Annotated in this window: 13 protein-coding genes; 6 read left to right on the plus strand and 7 right to left on the minus strand. The window is 52.9% G+C overall.

Annotation, left to right across the window (positions count from 1 at the left end; translation table 11 throughout):
* The first annotated feature begins 411 nt into the window (after nucleotides 1-411).
* From IV04_RS26685 to IV04_RS00530, 4 genes are all read left to right on the plus strand, one after another.
* On the plus strand, nucleotides 412-666 hold the full coding sequence (locus IV04_RS26685; RefSeq protein ID WP_152562775.1) for a hypothetical protein: 255 nt from the start codon (nucleotides 412-414) through the stop codon (nucleotides 664-666).
* Between the two features lie 792 nt (nucleotides 667-1,458).
* Nucleotides 1,459-2,439, plus strand: a complete 981-nt coding sequence (locus IV04_RS00520) for a TRAP transporter substrate-binding protein (RefSeq protein WP_037401650.1) — start codon at nucleotides 1,459-1,461, stop codon at nucleotides 2,437-2,439.
* Between the two features lie 64 nt (nucleotides 2,440-2,503).
* Entirely contained in the window at nucleotides 2,504-3,010 is a 507-nt protein-coding gene (locus IV04_RS00525) for a TRAP transporter small permease (protein ID WP_037401647.1), read from the plus strand.
* Between the two features lie 24 nt (nucleotides 3,011-3,034).
* The gene (locus IV04_RS00530; protein WP_037401645.1) at nucleotides 3,035-4,327 is read left to right on the plus strand and encodes a TRAP transporter large permease; all 1,293 of its coding nucleotides are present in this window, start codon (nucleotides 3,035-3,037) and stop codon (nucleotides 4,325-4,327) included.
* Between the two features lie 55 nt (nucleotides 4,328-4,382).
* On the opposite strand, the gene IV04_RS00535 is transcribed toward IV04_RS00530, so the two are convergent.
* From IV04_RS00535 to IV04_RS00555, 5 genes are all read right to left on the minus strand, one after another.
* The gene (locus IV04_RS00535) at nucleotides 4,383-5,135 is read right to left on the minus strand and encodes a DUF3142 domain-containing protein (RefSeq protein ID WP_037401644.1); all 753 of its coding nucleotides are present in this window, start codon (nucleotides 5,133-5,135) and stop codon (nucleotides 4,383-4,385) included.
* A complete protein-coding gene (locus IV04_RS00540) occupies nucleotides 5,105-7,285 on the minus strand; it encodes a hypothetical protein (RefSeq protein ID WP_051916503.1) in 2,181 nt (726 codons plus the stop codon). The genes IV04_RS00535 and IV04_RS00540 overlap by 31 nt, the downstream gene beginning before the upstream one ends.
* Before the next feature lie 108 nt (nucleotides 7,286-7,393).
* Nucleotides 7,394-8,110 carry a hypothetical protein gene (locus tag IV04_RS00545; RefSeq protein ID WP_072010798.1) on the minus strand — a complete coding sequence of 239 codons (717 nt, stop codon included), beginning with the start codon at nucleotides 8,108-8,110 and terminating at the stop codon, nucleotides 7,394-7,396.
* Entirely contained in the window at nucleotides 8,107-9,633 is a 1,527-nt protein-coding gene (locus IV04_RS00550) for an alkaline phosphatase (RefSeq protein ID WP_037401641.1), read from the minus strand. Before IV04_RS00550 ends, IV04_RS00545 begins: the two co-directional genes overlap by 4 nt.
* 48 nt (nucleotides 9,634-9,681) lie before the next feature.
* Nucleotides 9,682-11,124 (minus strand): alkaline phosphatase, encoded by a 1,443-nt coding sequence (locus IV04_RS00555; protein ID WP_037401639.1) that lies wholly within the window; start codon nucleotides 11,122-11,124, stop codon nucleotides 9,682-9,684.
* A 405-nt stretch (nucleotides 11,125-11,529) separates the two neighbouring features.
* On the opposite strand from IV04_RS00555, the gene IV04_RS24590 reads away from it, so the two are divergent.
* The gene (locus IV04_RS24590; RefSeq protein ID WP_072010799.1) at nucleotides 11,530-14,262 is read left to right on the plus strand and encodes a tannase/feruloyl esterase family alpha/beta hydrolase; all 2,733 of its coding nucleotides are present in this window, start codon (nucleotides 11,530-11,532) and stop codon (nucleotides 14,260-14,262) included.
* A 60-nt stretch (nucleotides 14,263-14,322) separates the two neighbouring features.
* Here the strand turns inward: IV04_RS24590 and exbD are convergent, their stop codons facing one another.
* Entirely contained in the window at nucleotides 14,323-14,742 is a 420-nt protein-coding gene (gene exbD, locus IV04_RS00565; protein ID WP_037401637.1) for a TonB system transport protein ExbD, read from the minus strand.
* A 3-nt stretch (nucleotides 14,743-14,745) separates the two neighbouring features.
* Nucleotides 14,746-15,663 carry a tol-pal system-associated acyl-CoA thioesterase gene (exbB, locus tag IV04_RS00570; RefSeq protein WP_231566294.1) on the minus strand — a complete coding sequence of 306 codons (918 nt, stop codon included), beginning with the start codon at nucleotides 15,661-15,663 and terminating at the stop codon, nucleotides 14,746-14,748.
* Between the two features lie 231 nt (nucleotides 15,664-15,894).
* On the opposite strand from exbB, the gene metC reads away from it, so the two are divergent.
* A complete protein-coding gene (metC, locus tag IV04_RS00575; RefSeq protein WP_037401634.1) occupies nucleotides 15,895-17,085 on the plus strand; it encodes a cystathionine beta-lyase in 1,191 nt (396 codons plus the stop codon).
* Nucleotides 17,086-17,093 lie beyond the last annotated feature (8 nt).

A 17,093-nucleotide genomic window follows, 5' to 3' on the forward strand; every position in this document is an offset into this window, starting at 1 on the left:
AACACCCTAGCAACTTGAAGTATGACGGGTATACCCTTGGGTATATTATATTTTAACAAGTTAATAATAATATTAACTACAACTATGCTTAAAGTAAGTAAAATACCCGAACAGGCTGATGCGGAAATAACGCCCACATCAGCACTGAAGCTATGCTAAAAAAGTGTCTACTCAGCATATTTCAAGCCATATAGGTATTGGCAGGTCTAATTCTCACCCTGACGGGCGACTGCAAGCAGCCTTCAAATAGATCTGTGGTCAACTTGCCCCAGACTTGCCGCCTACACACAACTTGAATTATTTGGAGTATCGCTTTTTAACCCAAAGCATTATGCGCAGTTAGCCAACAGAGTTGATTCACTGGTGGTGCTTACAACATTGCCATTTTTGTCTACACAAGTATTTACTTCCATGCAAACTGTAGGTGAGGTCTTCTCAAAGCTCACAGTACAAGTAGGAGCATCAGTACCACCAACAATTACGCTAGCCTCAGAGAAATTGATCTTTTTCACAACATTGTCCTTATATAAAATTGAAACAAAAAAACAAGCATTCCCACCACTGTATATTGTGGTGTTTCACGCTCACTATAAAGGCACAGAAAGTTATGCCTTTATTAAAGCGCAAAATAATAACCCAACGCTATACAGATTAGCCTTAGGGTAACGAGACAAATAAAATTAATCAATAAAATTATCGTATTAATAACAAGGGATTGAGTTAATATTTATACTATTAAGCAGGGATGTTTCTTGTTTTTTTATGGGTATTAAACCCAATTAACCCGTGAGATATTTTTATATAAAGATAAAATCAATAATAGTGGTTGCAGATATTTCTTATATACATTCATGCTTATTGAAGCCCTTGATTATCCCGTCAATGAGCAACATACGCCTTGTTGAGCCCATCATGGTTGCATGATGAGGTACCCTCTGTTGCGGTCATTCCACATCGTTCTACCGAGCGGCAACGTCAGGTTCAGAACCACTCATTCACTGCAACAAACCGGATGCCTCACAAAGTTATCACACCATTTTTACCAAGTTATTCGCCCACACTTGAGGTATAAAAACACACTTATTTTTAAATAATCAATTAATATCAAATGATTACAAAACAAAACGGCGTTTCTATTTTATGCTGGCTGACTAAGTGACGGTTAAAATACACTTTTCCCTTTTGTGATATCACGCAATTTACAAAGTTGTATAATAAGTTACCTTGTGTGGTATCTGATTACCCTGTGACATCGTTGGCAACACATTAAAAAAGTTACTGATTTGTATAGACATTGATGGTCTGACGGTCAGCTCACGCCTAAAAACAGGCTTATTGAAGATGGCGAAATAATGCCGGTTCAATATCAGATTAAAAATGCTACCTGGGCCGCTTTTCATCAGGCTTTTGATTCACTGAATCCCCCAGGTTTCTTCGTTCACCTCTGGAGATTACCCAATGAAATTGTCCAAGACGCTACTCAGCCTTTGCCTCACCTCAGCAACGCTGCTCATGAGCCACTCTGCCATTGCTGCACAGCAGATCAAGGCCGCAGACGTTCACCCAGCGGGTTACCCGAACGTCGTCGCCGTTGAGCATATGGGCGAGAAATTAAAACAGGCCACTGATGGCCGCTTGGAAGTTAAAACTTTCCCAGGGGGTGTGTTAGGTGATGAAAAACAGGAAATTGAGCAGGCGCAGATTGGCGCGATTGATATCATCCGCGTGTCCATGTCACCAGTGGCCGCCATTCTGCCAGAGGTAGATGCCTTTACCCTGCCCTACATCTTCCGTGATGAAGACCACATGCACAAAGTGCTCGACGGTCAAATCGGCCAGGAAATCGGTCAGAAAATTACCGATAACGCCAAGTCAAAAATGGTCTTCCTCGGTTGGATGGACGGCGGCACGCGCAACATGATCACCAAGAATCCAATCAACAAGCCGGAAGACCTGCAAGGCATGAAAATTCGCGTTCAGGGTAATCCGGTAGCGCTTGCCACGCTGAAAGCCATGGGGGCGAATGCGGTCAGCATGGGCGTCAGTGAAGTGTTCAGCGGTATGCAGACCGGCGTTATCGACGGCGCTGAGAACAACCCACCAACCTATGTTGCGCACAACTACATGCCGGTAGCGAAAAACTACACCCTCACCGGCCACATGATCATCCCTGAAGTGTTCCTTTACTCCAAAACCAAATGGAACAAGCTGTCTGCAGAAGATCAGCAGTTAATCCTCAAACTGGCGAAAGAGGCCCAAACCGAGCAGCGCGAACTGTGGGCCAAATATAATCAGGAATCTCTGGATAAGATGAAAGCGGGCAACGTGAATATTCAGAGCATCGATCGTGATTATTTCTACAAAGCCACCCAATCGGTACGCGATCAGTTCGGTAAAGATTACCAAGACCTCATTCAACGTATCGAAGCCGTCAAATAATGGCCTAGGGGTGGAACAGCCAACATCCACCCCCTTTTTCCTGACCAGGATGTAGGGGATTATCATGTCTCAGTCTTATATATCGGTGATGGATTTCCTTTACCGTGTGTCTATCTGGCTTTCCGGCCTTGCTCTGCTTGTTATGACCGCCGTGATCCCCGTCGGTATTTTTGCCCGCTATGTATTGAACGCCGGTCTGTCGTGGCCGGAGCCGGTGGCTATCATCTGTATGGTGACCTTTACCTTTATCGGTGCCGCCGTCAGTTACCGTTCCTGCTCGCATATCGCAGTCAGCATGATGACTGACCGCCTGTCAGAACCAATGAAAAAGGTCTGCTCAGTGCTTACCGATCTGATGATGCTGGCAATCACCCTGTTTATTCTCTATTACGGCTATAACCTGTGCCTGGAACTGTGGGAGCAACCCGTGGCTGAATTCCCGGTGTTAACCGCAGGGGAAACCTACCTGCCGCTGCCAATCGGATCATTTATCACTCTACTGTTCATTATTGAGCGCATCTTTTTTGGCCCGCAAAATCACCGCCCGGTGGTCATGCTGGGTAATTCCTAAGCGGCAACCAGGAGCCTGTAAATTATGGACGCATTGATTCTCTTGTTAACCCTTGGCGTGATGCTTGCCATTGGTGTCCCCGTGGCCTATGCCGTTGGCATCAGCGCCGTCGCTGGGGCATTCTGGATTGATCTGCCGCTCGAAGCCGTGATGATTCAGATCACCAACGGCGTGAACAAATTTTCGCTGTTGGCCATTCCGTTCTTTATTCTGGCGGGGGCCATTATGGCGGAAGGCGGCATTGCCCGCCGCTTGGTTAACTTCGCTTATATCTTCGTCGGTTTTATTCGCGGTGGCCTGTCACTGGTCAATATCGTGGCTTCGACCTTCTTTGGTGCCATCTCCGGTTCATCGGTGGCGGATACCGCCTCGATTGGTTCAGTGATGATCCCGGAAATGGATAAAAAGGGCTACCCACGCGATTTCGCCGCAGCAGTCACCGCCAGCGGTTCGGTGCAAGCGATTCTGACACCACCAAGCCATAACTCGGTGATCTATTCGCTGGCAACCGGCGGCACCGTCTCCATTGCTTCGCTGTTTATCGCCGGGATCCTGCCGGGCCTGCTGCTGAGCCTGACGCTGATGGTGATGTGTGTCTGCTTCGCCCACAAGCGTGGCTACCCGAAGGGTGAGCGCGTGCCGTTCCGCCAGGCGCTGAAGATCTTCGTTGATACCCTGTGGGGATTAATGACGGTAGTCATCATCATGGGCGGAATTCTTTCCGGCATCTTCACCGCTACCGAGTCGGCGGCCATTGCCTGCCTGTGGTCATTCTTCGTCACCATGTTTATTTACCGTGACTACAAATGGTCTGAACTGCCCAAGCTGATGTTCCGCACGGTGAAAACCGTGACTATCGTGATGATCCTGATTGGCTTTGCCGCCAGCTTCGGGGCCATTATGACTTACATGCAACTGCCGACGCGGATCACCGAGTTCTTTACCTCTATCTCCGACAACAAGTATGTGATCCTGATGTGGATTAACATTATGTTGCTGCTGATCGGCACCCTGATGGATATGGCGCCGCTGATCCTGATCCTGACGCCGGTACTGCTGCCGGTGGCGATCAACCTGGGTATCGATCCGGTGCACTTCGGGATGATCATGCTGGTCAACCTGGGTATCGGCCTGATTACGCCGCCAGTGGGCTCAGTGCTGTTCGTCGCCAGTGCGGTCAGTAAGCAGAAGATAGAACAGGTGGTGAAAGCCATGATCCCATTCTACATCGCCCTGCTTAGCGTACTGATGCTGGTGACTTACATTCCGGCGATCTCGCTGTTCCTGCCGAAGCTGTTTGGCGTTCATACCGGATAACGATTGCCTTTACTTGGTAACACCTGGCCCGTTTTGTTGAAAACGGGCTTTTTTATTAACGAGCGTTATTTACCAGAAAAACCACCTCTCCCCGATAATAAGGCGACTTCGCCAACCGCTGCTGCCATTGGGTATTCCACACTCCGTGCTGCACCAGCCCAATCTTGAAGGGCAAACGTAGCTTCAATAAGGCTGGCAGATACTGCTCATACTGCGTGACCGTTTGCTTGCCCTGATAGGTTTGGATCACCAGTTCGTCGATCGGTAACGCATTCAGTTGCCCGGCATTGCCGGTTTTTGCCCAATCGAGCAACCCGGTCACCCCCAACGCATACTCGGCGGGCAGTTGGCTGCGCACGCGGTTGAGGAATTCCGCGTACTTGTCGAGTTGATAAGTTGCCGCATCAAAATCAATCTGCAACCCCACCACCGGGTTACCGGCAGCGGCCCAGCGTGCAGGCAGACGTAAAACCGCAGCCAACACCTCGTCGGGGATCTCCAGCGTGACAACGCGCACGGTAATCCACAGGGCTGGAGCTTGCAGTTTACCCAGCGGCAATCCCAGCTTGAGAAAGCGCGCCCCTTGGCGACTATTCACCACCTCGGCCTGGTGCAGATACAAGGTCTCGGCCTGCTTCAGCACCGGTTGTGACCACACGCCAGACCACAGCCAGAACGCGCGATAGTCGCGCGTATCCACATAGCCTGCATCGGTTTTACCCGCTGCTGATGCGGTGATAAGTACCGGTATCAGCAACAGTGCCAACCATAAACGCCTCACCAGTAGTATTTGAGCCGTTTTTCCCATTGGTTGCCTTTATAGTTCTTTTTCAACTGATTAAACCAACGCTGGCGCATCTCTTTCGGGATCTCTTGTCTGTCACAGCCGTTATAACCAGAAGGAGAGAAGCACATCACCGCGCGGTAAAGAGCATAGGTTTTATCTTCCGGTTCCGCTTTGGGGTCGGCAATAACCCATTGATAATAAGCTAACCGCCCCTGCTCATTATGTTGGGCCATGGCCAGCCTAGCCAGAACCTCCAGTGCTTCATTACCTTCCAGTTCCGGTTCGGTATTGATTTGTGCCAGAGCGGTGGTACGGAAAAACTCGCCCAAGCAATTTAAAGCATGCGCATCGGTTTTATTCTTCGCCAACACGGCTGCGGTTTGTTCTAACGGAGCACAAAAATACCCTTGCTCAGTATCGCTGCCGTTCCAGTCAAACGTCGCCAGATCGACGTCGCCAAATGCTTCGGGATCGAGGGTGGAGCGGATAGGCTTTTTCAGCAATTTGTCCTCCAGATACCCCTGATAATCACCCGCCATCAGATCGCGGATTAACAAGGTATGGAGGGCGATGGTTTTCTCTTCATCCGTTGGCGCTGAAGCGGCCTGTTGCTGCAGCAATGCCTTGTTTGCCAAGGTCTTGAGCACTAATGCGCGATAGCGCAGATTATTAATCGGACTTTCTGGGGCAAAAATCGCTGCAGCGTTGTTGTTCTGCACTAAATTCGTTGCCAGCATCAACTGTAAATACTGTTGCTGATAAGGTGAGAGCTTTAACGTCAGCAAGTGGCGCCAATGGGCTTCGGCTTCCGGCAATTTGTTCAGTATGCTCAGAGCGTTGCCATACATCACCTGCTGGCTGAACGCCACAATATCATTAGCCGCTAATTGATCGGCAGGTTTGATGGTCGCCAATACAGCCGGGTAATCCTTTTGCTGATAGAACAGCCAGGCATTATGCATATATTGCCAAACCGGCAGCATATTGGCTTTTTCAAACATCGGCTTATAGCTTTGTAAGACCTCCGCCGTGACTTTGGGCGAGTCTTTATTCTCAATGCTATATTTCCTCAACCATTTCATGGTTTGAGTAAAGGTCTGCAAGGGTGTATCGGCCACGCTGGTAAACGGCTGTTCAGCACTTTTGTAGGGAATGAGACGGCTTAACAGGATCTGGTCGTTCTCATCAATCAACGCACTGAGCGAGTCGATATTTTTCGCACTCGCGAGCTGGCTTTCATAGAGTTGTGCCAGATTCTGCCAATCCGCCAGATACCAATACACCCGGCGATACAAACCGCGCACAGAATCCACATACGCACCGCCAGGATGGGCGGTCAGATAACCTTCTGCCCGTTGCAGTGCCAACTCAGCGGCCTGTTTGTTGACCTTGTCGATCTCGAACATGCCATACTCATCCACCGCATGTTCGGTAGCCTGGTTTAGGGCAACACGGAACAGCATGTAGGTAGCCGTTTCTGCAACCCACGGCTGATCGGACTCTTTCAGATCCAAGAAACCCGCTTCGGCCTCAGGGAATTTACCCTGATAAAACCGCTCTGCGTTGCTGAGATAATCGCGAAAGGCAGCCGCGTGGGAACCGGCAACAAAATGCTGCATCAGCGGCAAAAATCGATCGGTATCCTGTTCACCACGGTAGATGGCAACCCGCCGCAACGCCAATAAGTCGCGATCGGGTTGATCCAATTGTTGATCCGCCAGCAATGCGCTAAAAAATTGGCCCAATGAATCTTTATTGTTGGAAACCCAACGGCCCTCATTTTCGACACTCACCTCGGAGAGTACGCTGGGAGCAATGCCCACTTTTGCAGCCATGGCATTGAGTGCGATCTCGCTTGGCGTCAAGGCCGGGGTCTGCGCGCTCTGGTCATCTGCAACTGGCTGCTGCGAACCTTTAAAAACGCCAAAGGCGTAGCTTCTACTGCGGCTCACTTCCTGCGGTAACGCAGGTAATGCGATGGGGAAGCCGCGCTGTTCCGCCAGCAACATCAACAGGTTGGCACGAGTATCGTTGTCCGGGTCCAGGTAAGGTGAACCGCCTAGTGCGCAGCCGCTGTCCCAACGGCAGCTCATATCATCAAAAGAGGCCACCGCAAACGGGCTGACACAATAAATAGCCGCTGCCGTTACCGCTTGCACAAGCTTTTTCATTTTTATCCATTTTCCCTGCAAAGTAGCCTCCTTTTCCCCGTGTTTTTATAATGAAAACGCCTCCGAAGAGGCGCTTCATTATCGAACCTTGGTTAAACGATGTCGAGGCTAATCCAGCAGATCGGAGTAATCACCTCGTTGATAATCCGCCAGTTGTTGCCAAGGTAAACTCTGCGGCTCGGCAAACGGCGTCGCCGTCATGCGTTGCACAGATGTCCCATGGTTGTCGCGTTGCTCAATGCTGCGCGCGTACTGGCCAGCCACGTCCCAGGCCACCTTGACGGTACGCTCCCCTTTCTGCAGCAGATAGTGCTGGATCCCCTGCTGCTCCGGGCCCTGTTTTTCCATGCGGCTCAAGGCCGCTGGCTCGATCAGCCAATAGGCCGCAGCCCATGAACCGCCGTACCCTACGTTGCCGTAGTGCGCCAATTCCACGTCAATCACCCGATGCAGATTATGCAATACCGCCTGTACGCTCACCTTCCCGATTGCCGCATCGCGGCGTACCAGCAATGGCGCACCCTGTGCTTCGCTGTGTGCATGGCCCGCATGAGGAGAAGCGTTATCTTCATGTCCATGAGCTGCACTTTCGCGCACGCTTTCCGGCAGTTCGCGCTCGATCCACACCAGGCCTGCGCGGCGATACATCAAGTCGGTATAGCGGCTGTCACGTGTGATGCCATCATGCCCGATTGAGCGGTTTTCATAGTTCAAACGCAGATTAACCGCTGGTGCCTCGGTGGGCTGCGCCGCGCTCTGGGCCTGCACAGGCAGAGCAGCCATCATCAGCAACGCCAGGCTGACTATTTTCTGCAACTGGATCATAAACCTGCTACCTCTTTCACCTTGAAGAAGACTTTGGTGTTGTCCATAGTGCCTTTAAAGATCTGGGAGCCCGCACCGCCTGCGTACAACATCACATCACCACCCGCATGGGTTTCTGCCCCTGGAGCCCCCAGATTGATGCCCACTTCCTGCAAGAAGTTATCCTGCGTGGTATCGACATCGGTCAAATCTTCACGTTCCGCGCCACGTGCCGGGGCCACCCAAGGCGCTTTGCCATCTTCCACGTTGATCTGGCTGCTGGCGCTGGCGTTAGGGCGGCCACCGTTGCCAAACACCAGCGTCGTGTAAGGTTTGCCATCAGCAGCTTTAGCCAGCTCACCGTTCTGGTAATCGTACACCTTGCCCAGAATCGGGTTACCGATCTTGCCGTAACCGTTGAAGGCGATGGAATGATCGTGATCGGCAGTGACGACAATCAGCGTATTCTTCAGCCCCGGATCTTTGGCTTCCATAAACGCCAGCGCGGTTTTGATCGCTTCGTCCATCGCCAAGGTATCTTCCAGCGCACGTTTGGCATTGCTGCCGTGCAGAGCATGGTCGATACGCCCCCCTTCCACCATCAGGAAAAACCCTTTGTCGTTACGGCTGAGCACTTCAAGCGCTTTCTCGGCCATCTCCGCCAGGCTCGGCTGATCCAGATTCTGATTCACCCGATCCAGTTCGTAAGCCATTTCACTTTGAGCGAACAGGCCAAGCAGTTTATTGACCGAACCGGTATTCAAGTTGCGTAATTGCGCACCGCTGTCGACGTAGGTGTAGCCCGCACTTTCCATCGCGCTCACCAGGTTCTGGTTATCGCTGCGCTTGCTGCTGGGGTTGACTGACTTCGGCAGGTAATTGCGTTGCCCGCCGCCCATCAAAACATCGACGCCATCACCTAACTCACTGTTGTAGTTAGGGTTACCCGGCACTGATTGCTCCGCAATGGTGTTGTAACCATTACGGTTACAGATATGGGCATAGGTGGCCGCAGGCGTAGCGTGGCCAACCCGGGTGGTAGACACCGCGCCGACCGAACGCCCTGCGGCTTTCGAAAGCTCCAGCAAGGTTCTGGCACGCTGGCCATTATCTGGCGGGCAAGTGCTGTCTTCACCCGAGATATATTGCTCGCCGGTCGCGGTGTAGGCCTGGGTATCGGCGGACATGGAGATCACCTCATTATTCGCCTTCACACCGGTCATGTAAGCGGCCATCGATGGTGCGCTGTCGGTGGTCTGAGCATCATTGGAGAAAGTTTTAATACGTGCCGCATGGTGCAGCGACTGCATGGTCAGTTCGGCGCGCTCACTGCTGATCAGCGAACCCGGTTCCGCCGCCAGCTGTTTTTCACCTTTGTAGATGCGGGCTGCCGTCACGGTGACCGGCCCCATGCCGTCACCCAGGAAAAAGATCACATTCTTGGCTTCGTTTGCCGCTTGGGCATGGCTACTGGTCAGCGATAACAGGCCCAACAGGAACAGCGTAACGCTATTGAATTTGCCCACAGATTGTTTTGTTTTCATGATATTACTCATTCTGGAAAGAGGGAGTTAGGTTTAGCGTGTTGGCGCTCACGGCAACTCAATGGCTTGTTTAATCAGGTTCAACACCTGGTCGTTGTTGAGCGTTCCGCTGAACTGCTCAGCCCCCAGCCCTTGCGCCGCCAGGAAAACATCGCCACCGCCGTGAGTTTCGCTTTTCAGCGGGATCACCGACTCTTGCAAGAAATCAGCACTTTCCAGAGCATTCTCGTCGATCGGCCCGCGAGTGGCCTGATGAGCCGGGCCATTGCCGAAACCAATGATGGTATAAGGGTTACCGTCCACGTCCGTTGAATTGGCCCCGCTAACGTAGTTTTTCACTACCCCCAGCACGCCGGGGTTGCCCTCTTGTGTTTTGCCGGTACGTTGTGCATAGCCGTTCATTTGTAGCGTGTGATCGTGATCTGCCGTCACCACAATCAGGGTATTTTGCAAACCGGGATCAAGCTGCTGCATCTTTTCCAATGCCACTTTAATCGCATCATCAAACGCGACCGTATCCTGCAATGCCCGGCGGGCGTTGGTGGCATGCAGGGCATGATCGATACGGCCCCCTTCCACCATCAGGAAGAAACCTTTCTGTTTAGCGGCCAGTGCATCTATAGCTTTTTCGGTCATTTCTGCCAGGCTGGGCTCCTGTGCCGGATCGCGATCCAGGTCATAGGACATATGATTCGGGGTGAACAGGGCGGCCAATTTGCTGCCGTCAATGGGCAGTTGCTCGAACTGCTGCTTGTTTGCCGCGTAGTGATAATTCGCCGCCTGCAGTTCAGCAATCAGGTTGCGCTGATCGCCACGGGTCCCGCCCGCCGTTGCAGGGGTGAAGTAACTGGTTCCACCACCGAGGATCACGTCGATACCGTCCCCCAGTTTGGCGTTGAACCCTTGGCCACCCGGCACCAACGCGGCAGCAATGGTGTTTTCCGCATCGCGATGGCAGATGTGAGCGTAGGTGGCTGCTGGTGTGGCATGGGTGATCCGCGTGGTGGTCACTATCCCGGTGCCGTAGTTGGCCGCTTTCATTTTTTCCAGCAGTGTTTCAACCGCATGGCCATTGTCTGGCGGGCAGGTGCTGTCGAAGTTGACCTGATAAGGCTGGCCCTGTGGATTGGTGGCCTTGGTATCGGGGGACATCGAGATCACTTCATTATTGGTCTTAATCCCCGTCATATAGGCCGACATGGAAGGCGCGCTGTCGGTGACCTGCGCATCATTCGAATAAGTGTGAACAAATGCTGTTTCCGGCAAGGTATCAATCGTTAACTCGCCCTCTTCCCCAACGCTGTAAATACGCGCTGCAGTCAAGGTGGCAATCCCCATACCATCCCCCAAAAAGAACAGTACGTTCTTGGTGGGTGCTGGCACAGGCGCAGGCGTTCCGCTGTTGGCACTGCTAACAGAATCGCTGTCATTACAGCCCGTTGCAGCAAAAACCAGGCTGAGCATCATCAGGCTGAGCATATTGCGTTTCATCTAACCTCCCTATTAAAGCTTCAGGTAAACGTCATTTTTTGTAGTAGTTGGCAACATATAAAAATGTCTAGACATACAAACTAGAGAGGATGTGTGACAAAAAGATGGCAACGGGAAAGTATAAAAAGATTGGCGTGTCTCGCCCCTGAATCCACAGCCAAATTATCATTAGCACATCAACTGTATTGAGACTAAAGACAGATGCCGTCAAACAGGGAGTATTTGCTTTGATTTATAGCGATTATTGGCGAATTTAGAATATTCTCATTTCCTCTATGAGCCTCTTTACTCCACAGGGAATACATTAATTTCGTGGATGAGTTCAAATCGTTAGCGAGTTTCAAATGTTAAAATAACGTTTCAATTTCGCCACATTGCTCAAGACTGCCCAAGGACTTTTAGCCTATGAGAACCCCACCTGCGCTTTGGCGTAAAAAAATAACCTCTCCACTGCTCGCTGGTCTTATCTGCACCTTACTGGCCGGTTGTAACCCCAGCTCGACACAAGATACGCCGTCTGCGGCGAACGATTCGGGTGATCCGACCACGCCTACGGATCCGCTAGCCCCTACACCTTCACCCGAGCCGGTGACGCCAGAAAGCCCTGTTGAACCCGCGATCCCTGCGCTAACCGCACAACAGGCTTGCGAGCGGCTCAACGGCGTCACGCTACCAGCCTCCGCCATCTCTTTGCCGAGTGCAGGGGCGCAGGTGGTAACCGCCACACTGATCCTCGCAGACGCCAGCGGTAATACCTTGGGGGAATATTGTCAGGTACGCGGCAAGATTCTCCCCTTCAGCAGTAGCGCGCCTGAAATCAATTTTGCCGTTAACCTCCCCACGCAATGGAACAATAAAGCCATTCACTTTGGCGGCGGTGGTTTTAACGGCAGGCTGATCGATGGCACGGAAACGGTACGTTTTGCGCTGCCGAATAACCCCGCTCCGCTGGCGCAAGGATATGCCACCTGGGGCGATGATTCCGGCCACCAGAGTGGCAGCATTACCGATGGCAGTTTTGCCATGGATGATGAGGCATTGGCCAATTACGGTGGCGACACGCTGAAAAAAACCCATGACGTCGCATTAGTGCTGCTCCAACAGCGTTACGGCAACCTGCCGCAATACAGCTATTTTCTCGGCACCTCGACCGGCGGGCGCGATGCGTTGGGCTACATCCAGCGCTGGCCGCTTGACTATGATGGCGTGATTGCCAATGAACCGGCCCTGAATTACACCGGTACGCGCCTGTCGAACGTGGCGGTGGGCCACGCGCTTTATCAGAATAACGGCGCAGGCTGGCTGAATATCAATAAAACCCTGCTGGTGCAGCAGGCGGCAATGGATGCCTGCGATCGGCTGGACGGCGCGATAGACAATGTGATCAGTAATGTGGAAGGGTGCCGCGCGGGGAGCACGCAGGTGCTGGCTAATCTGCGCTGCCCCGGCGGCAGCGACAGCGGCGATAGCTGTCTTTCCGATGCCCAGATTGCCACCGTCAAGGTGATCGAATCGCCTTTACAACTGAACTATCCGCTGGCTAACGGCGTGAGCGTGGCAGGGGGATATAATCTGCTGGAAGGCGCGCTGGTTGCAGGCCCCTTTACCACCCGTAATCTGGGGACGCGCCCGGTTCCCGGCAATCCCGCCGTCAAGGCGGATGCCAATATGTATGTGACCGGCGATCAGTGGGTCAAATATTTTGTCACTCGCGAGCCCGCGTTCGATGCTCTGACCTTTAATCCGGTTGATCCTGGTGTTTATACGCAGCGGGTGCAGCAGGTTTCTGCGATCACCGATGCCACCAATCCCGACCTCTCAGAGTTTCTTGACCACGGCCATCGTCTGATTCTGCTGCACGGGCTGGCTGACGAAGTGATTAGCCCAAACTCTACCATTGCCTGGTATCAGGCCATGACGGATAAAGTCGGGCAGGACGCGGTCAACCAAGGAGTGCGCTTTTATACCGTGCCCGGTATGGGGCATGGCACCGGCAGCTTTTTACCCGCCTGGAACTCATTAACAGCGCTGGAAAACTGGGTCGAACGCGGCGTGGCACCGGGCAATCGCTGGGTGATGGATACCAATGCGCAAACCTATGGGCGCACCAGACCATTGTGCCAATATCCCTCTTGGCCGAAATTTAAAGGTGCGGGCAGCCTGGATGCCGCTATCAACTACAGTTGCACCGACAGCGGTAGCGCCATTCCACAAGCCTGTGCCCATCTGCCTGCCGCCACCACAACCTATAAAGGCGGGGATACTTTTGGTGAAGAGCTGACCGTGCAGTTTGATCCCAGCACCATGAACTACAGCATCACGGTGGATGCCAGTTTGCAGCGCCCGGCAGGTACGGTACGCAACGGAACTCTGCAAGTACATAACGGCTGTACTTTCAGCAGTGACGAAAATGGCGCACAGTTTACCTTTACCGGTGGCGGCGTGCTGGCGGGGGGCATAGCCAAAGTATCAGGTGCAGAGTTTCTGCCGCTGGTCGCGTTCCAGAATATCAGCAGCGATTACAAGGCGGTGGCGGATATTTACAATGTCACCGGTATTCAGCACAGCCTCAGCAACGACAGTGCCACTGCGCTGAGCGGATCAGCGCGGCTGCGTTCATCCGCCGCCACCTGGCAAACCTGCCAAGACCCCGGTACGCAGGGTTTTATCACTTACGATGCAAACTGTACGCTCAGTAGCAAAGGCTATATCGCCTGGAACAACGATCGTAATGCCTTTGACTATTTTGTCGGCGGTAGCCCCGATAAAAATAATGGCACGCTGAGCGGTTCGCTGATTAGCGGCGTAGTCAATGGCAAGCCGGTTCCCTTGGTGCTGACCCGTTCGGCGGCAACCTACGGTATGGCTTTCTATGCGCAACAGCCTTCCGCTTTGCCGCTGGCAACCGGTGCGGCGGATGGCAACTATCGTGTCAGCAGCAGCGATGGCAGCCAGTTTGATACCGAATTAAGCGGCACTACGGTTTTTCAGGCCAACAGCTATGGTGAACTGACCTACAACCAGCCGGTATTGGGCGTGATCACGGCAACAGGGGCCATCAGCGGCAGCTATACCACCAACGGCGGCATTCTGTCGGTTATCACCGACGATAGCTTCGGGTTGGGCTTGTTGTATTAACAGACCTAGGTTAAGCAAAAGTCAGGTAACATTTATGATGTTACCTGACTGGAACGGTGGCTATCGCGCGCCTTCCATCCCCACCAGCCCGACTTTCAAGTAGCCGGATTTACGCAGCGTATCCATCACGCTCATCAGTGTTTCATAATCGACACTTTTATCCGCCTGGAAGAAGATGGTGGTTTCCTTATTTGCTTGCGTACGCTGATCCAGCACCGCAGTCAGTTGCTCGGGTACCACCGGTTCATCGCCCACATACAGCTGTTTATCGGCCTTCACCGACAGAAATACCGGTTTTTCCGGGCGCGGTTGCGGTGTAGCGGTAGAAGCGGGCAGATCGACGCGGATATCCACCGTGGCCAGCGGCGCTGCCACCATAAAGATAATCAACAACACCAACATGACGTCGATAAACGGCGTTACGTTGATTTCATGCAGTTCGCCGCTGTCGTCCAGATCGTCATTCAGGCGCATCGCCATGCATCACCCCACCCGCAGTTGGTGTTGATGCTGCGAGCGTTTAGCCGCAAGCGTAGCCGCCAGATCCAGATCGCGCCCAAGCAGTAACAATACCTGCGCCGCCATATCGCCCACTTCGGCCCGATGGCTGCCGATCACCCGGGCAAAAATATTGTAAATCACCACCGCAGGAATCGCAGCCACCAGGCCAAGGGCGGTAGCCAGCAGCGCTTCCGCAATCCCCGGTGCCACCACCGCCAGATTGGTGGTTTGCGAGTGGGCGATACCAATAAAACTGTTCATAATGCCCCAAACGGTGCCGAACAGACCAACAAAGGGCGAAATCGCCCCGATGGTTGCCAAGAAACCATTGCCACGCCCCAGTTGACGGCCATAAGCCGCAACACGGCGCTCAAGGCGAAAACCAGTACGTTCTTTAATACCGTTGTTGTCGTTGGAAGCCGCCGAAAGATCCAGCTCGTTCTGCGCATCATTCAGCAGTTGCGCACTGATGCTGTCTGCAGAAAAATGTTGCGCCAAGTCAGCCGCCTCATCCAGAGAACGGACTTCGGCCAGCGTTTGTTGCTCACGGCGCAGGCGACGTTTGGAGCGCATCAGTTCGCCGCCTTTGGCAAACAGGATTGTCCAGGTAACAATGGAGGCGAGCACCAGGCCGATCATCACGGCTTTGACCACGACGTCCGCATGCTGATACATCCCCCACACGGAAAGATCCATCGCGAGGGTTGCCGGGGGTTGGATCGTCGGAGCCGGAGTCACTGCAGTCGCGACGGCTGATGCATTGGCAGGGGCGGCCTGTACGCTGCCAATCACCCCAGCCAGCAGCACCAGCGAAGCAATCAGTTGGTGCCACAGTACGTTCCCTTGCCCACGGCCAGCGCCATGGGCTTCTTGATTCATCATTCTGACAGCCGTTTTCACGCTGTGCCTCCACCAATCTCAACATTCACGGAAGAATTCAGTGTGCGATCATAGCAAACTTCAATCTTCAATTGATAGTGGTTATCATTACTATTTACTCAATGAGCTCATCAGATACATGCTAACCGTACATACAGCGCGCTTCATAGCGGTTAAAACGTCTGGATGGCTATTAATCCGCATGTTAACGTGGGGGCTATCCGCAGGGGAGTAAGGCAAAGGGAAACAAGCATGACGTCAAAAAATATTGAAACCGCGCTGATCGTAGCCGGGCGCAGCAAACGCTATACACAAGGTTCTGTGAATCCAGTGACCCAACGCGCGTCCTCACTGGTGTTTGAATCGGTCGCGGCTAAAAAGCACGCCACCGCCAAACGCGCACAGGGTGAGCTGTTCTACGGGCGGCGCGGTACACTTACCCATTTTGCGTTGCAGGATGCCATGACCGAGCTGGAAGGCGGAGCTGGCTGTGTGTTGTACCCCTGCGGCGCTGCAGCCGTATCGAATGCCATTCTGTCTTTCGTCAGCGCGGGCGACCATGTGCTGGTGACCGGTTCGGCCTATGAACCCACACAGGACTTTTGCACCCATATTCTGGGCCGTATGAATGTGGCCACCTCCTATTTTGATCCGCTGATAGGTAGCGGGATCGCCGATCTGATCCAAAGCAATACCAAGGTGGTATTTCTTGAGTCCCCCGGCTCCATCACCATGGAAGTGCAGGACATCCCGGCAATCATCAGCGCTATCCGCAGCGTAAACCCGGAAATTGTCATTATGATCGACAATACCTGGGCGGCGGGTGTGCTGTTCAAGGCGTTGGAGTTCGATATCGATATTTCGATTCAGGCGGGTACCAAGTACATCATTGGCCATTCCGACTACATGCTAGGCACTGCGGTGGCCAATGCCCGCTGCTGGGATCAGCTCCGTGAATACTCCTACCTGATGGGCCAGATGGTCGACGCCGATACCGCTTATATGGCCAGCCGTGGCCTACGCACCTTAGGCGTGCGGCTAAAACAGCATGAGCAGAGCAGCATCACCATCGCTGAATGGCTGGCGCAACGGCCAGAAGTGGCAGTGGTCAATCACCCGGCTTTACCAAGCTGTAAAGGCCATGAATTCTATCGCCGTGATTTCAGCGGCTGTAATGGCCTGTTCTCGTTTGTACTGAAGCAGCGGCTGAGTGACACACAGCTGGCTGACTATCTCGATAACTTCAACCATTTCAGCATGGCCTACTCCTGGGGGGGCTATGAGTCGCTGATCCTCGCTAATCAACCAGAAGAGTTGGCCGCCATTCGCCCTGCGGGAGGCGTCGATTTTTCCGGTACGCTGGTGCGGGTACACATCGGGCTGGAAAACGTGCAGGATCTGATTGACGATCTGGCCGCCGGTTTTAAACGTATTGCCTCATAGCGTTAGCA

The organism is Serratia sp. Ag1 (assembly GCF_000743355.1).
Classification (GTDB): domain Bacteria; phylum Pseudomonadota; class Gammaproteobacteria; order Enterobacterales; family Enterobacteriaceae; genus Chania.

Coding starts and splice junctions, on each gene's coding strand:
- IV04_RS24590 (WP_072010799.1), top strand. CDS start 11,530: ATGAGAACCCCACCTGCGCTTTGGCGTAAAAAAATAACCTCTCCACTG.
- metC (WP_037401634.1), top strand. CDS start 15,895: ATGACGTCAAAAAATATTGAAACCGCGCTGATCGTAGCCGGGCGCAGC.
- IV04_RS00530 (WP_037401645.1), top strand. CDS start 3,035: ATGGACGCATTGATTCTCTTGTTAACCCTTGGCGTGATGCTTGCCATT.
- IV04_RS00520 (WP_037401650.1), top strand. CDS start 1,459: ATGAAATTGTCCAAGACGCTACTCAGCCTTTGCCTCACCTCAGCAACG.
- IV04_RS00550 (WP_037401641.1), bottom strand. CDS start 9,633: ATGAAAACAAAACAATCTGTGGGCAAATTCAATAGCGTTACGCTGTTC.
- IV04_RS00555 (WP_037401639.1), bottom strand. CDS start 11,124: ATGAAACGCAATATGCTCAGCCTGATGATGCTCAGCCTGGTTTTTGCT.
- IV04_RS00535 (WP_037401644.1), bottom strand. CDS start 5,135: ATGGGAAAAACGGCTCAAATACTACTGGTGAGGCGTTTATGGTTGGCA.
- IV04_RS00525 (WP_037401647.1), top strand. CDS start 2,504: ATGTCTCAGTCTTATATATCGGTGATGGATTTCCTTTACCGTGTGTCT.
- IV04_RS26685 (WP_152562775.1), top strand. CDS start 412: ATGCAAACTGTAGGTGAGGTCTTCTCAAAGCTCACAGTACAAGTAGGA.
- IV04_RS00540 (WP_051916503.1), bottom strand. CDS start 7,285: ATGAAAAAGCTTGTGCAAGCGGTAACGGCAGCGGCTATTTATTGTGTC.
- exbD (WP_037401637.1), bottom strand. CDS start 14,742: ATGGCGATGCGCCTGAATGACGATCTGGACGACAGCGGCGAACTGCAT.
- IV04_RS00545 (WP_072010798.1), bottom strand. CDS start 8,110: ATGATCCAGTTGCAGAAAATAGTCAGCCTGGCGTTGCTGATGATGGCT.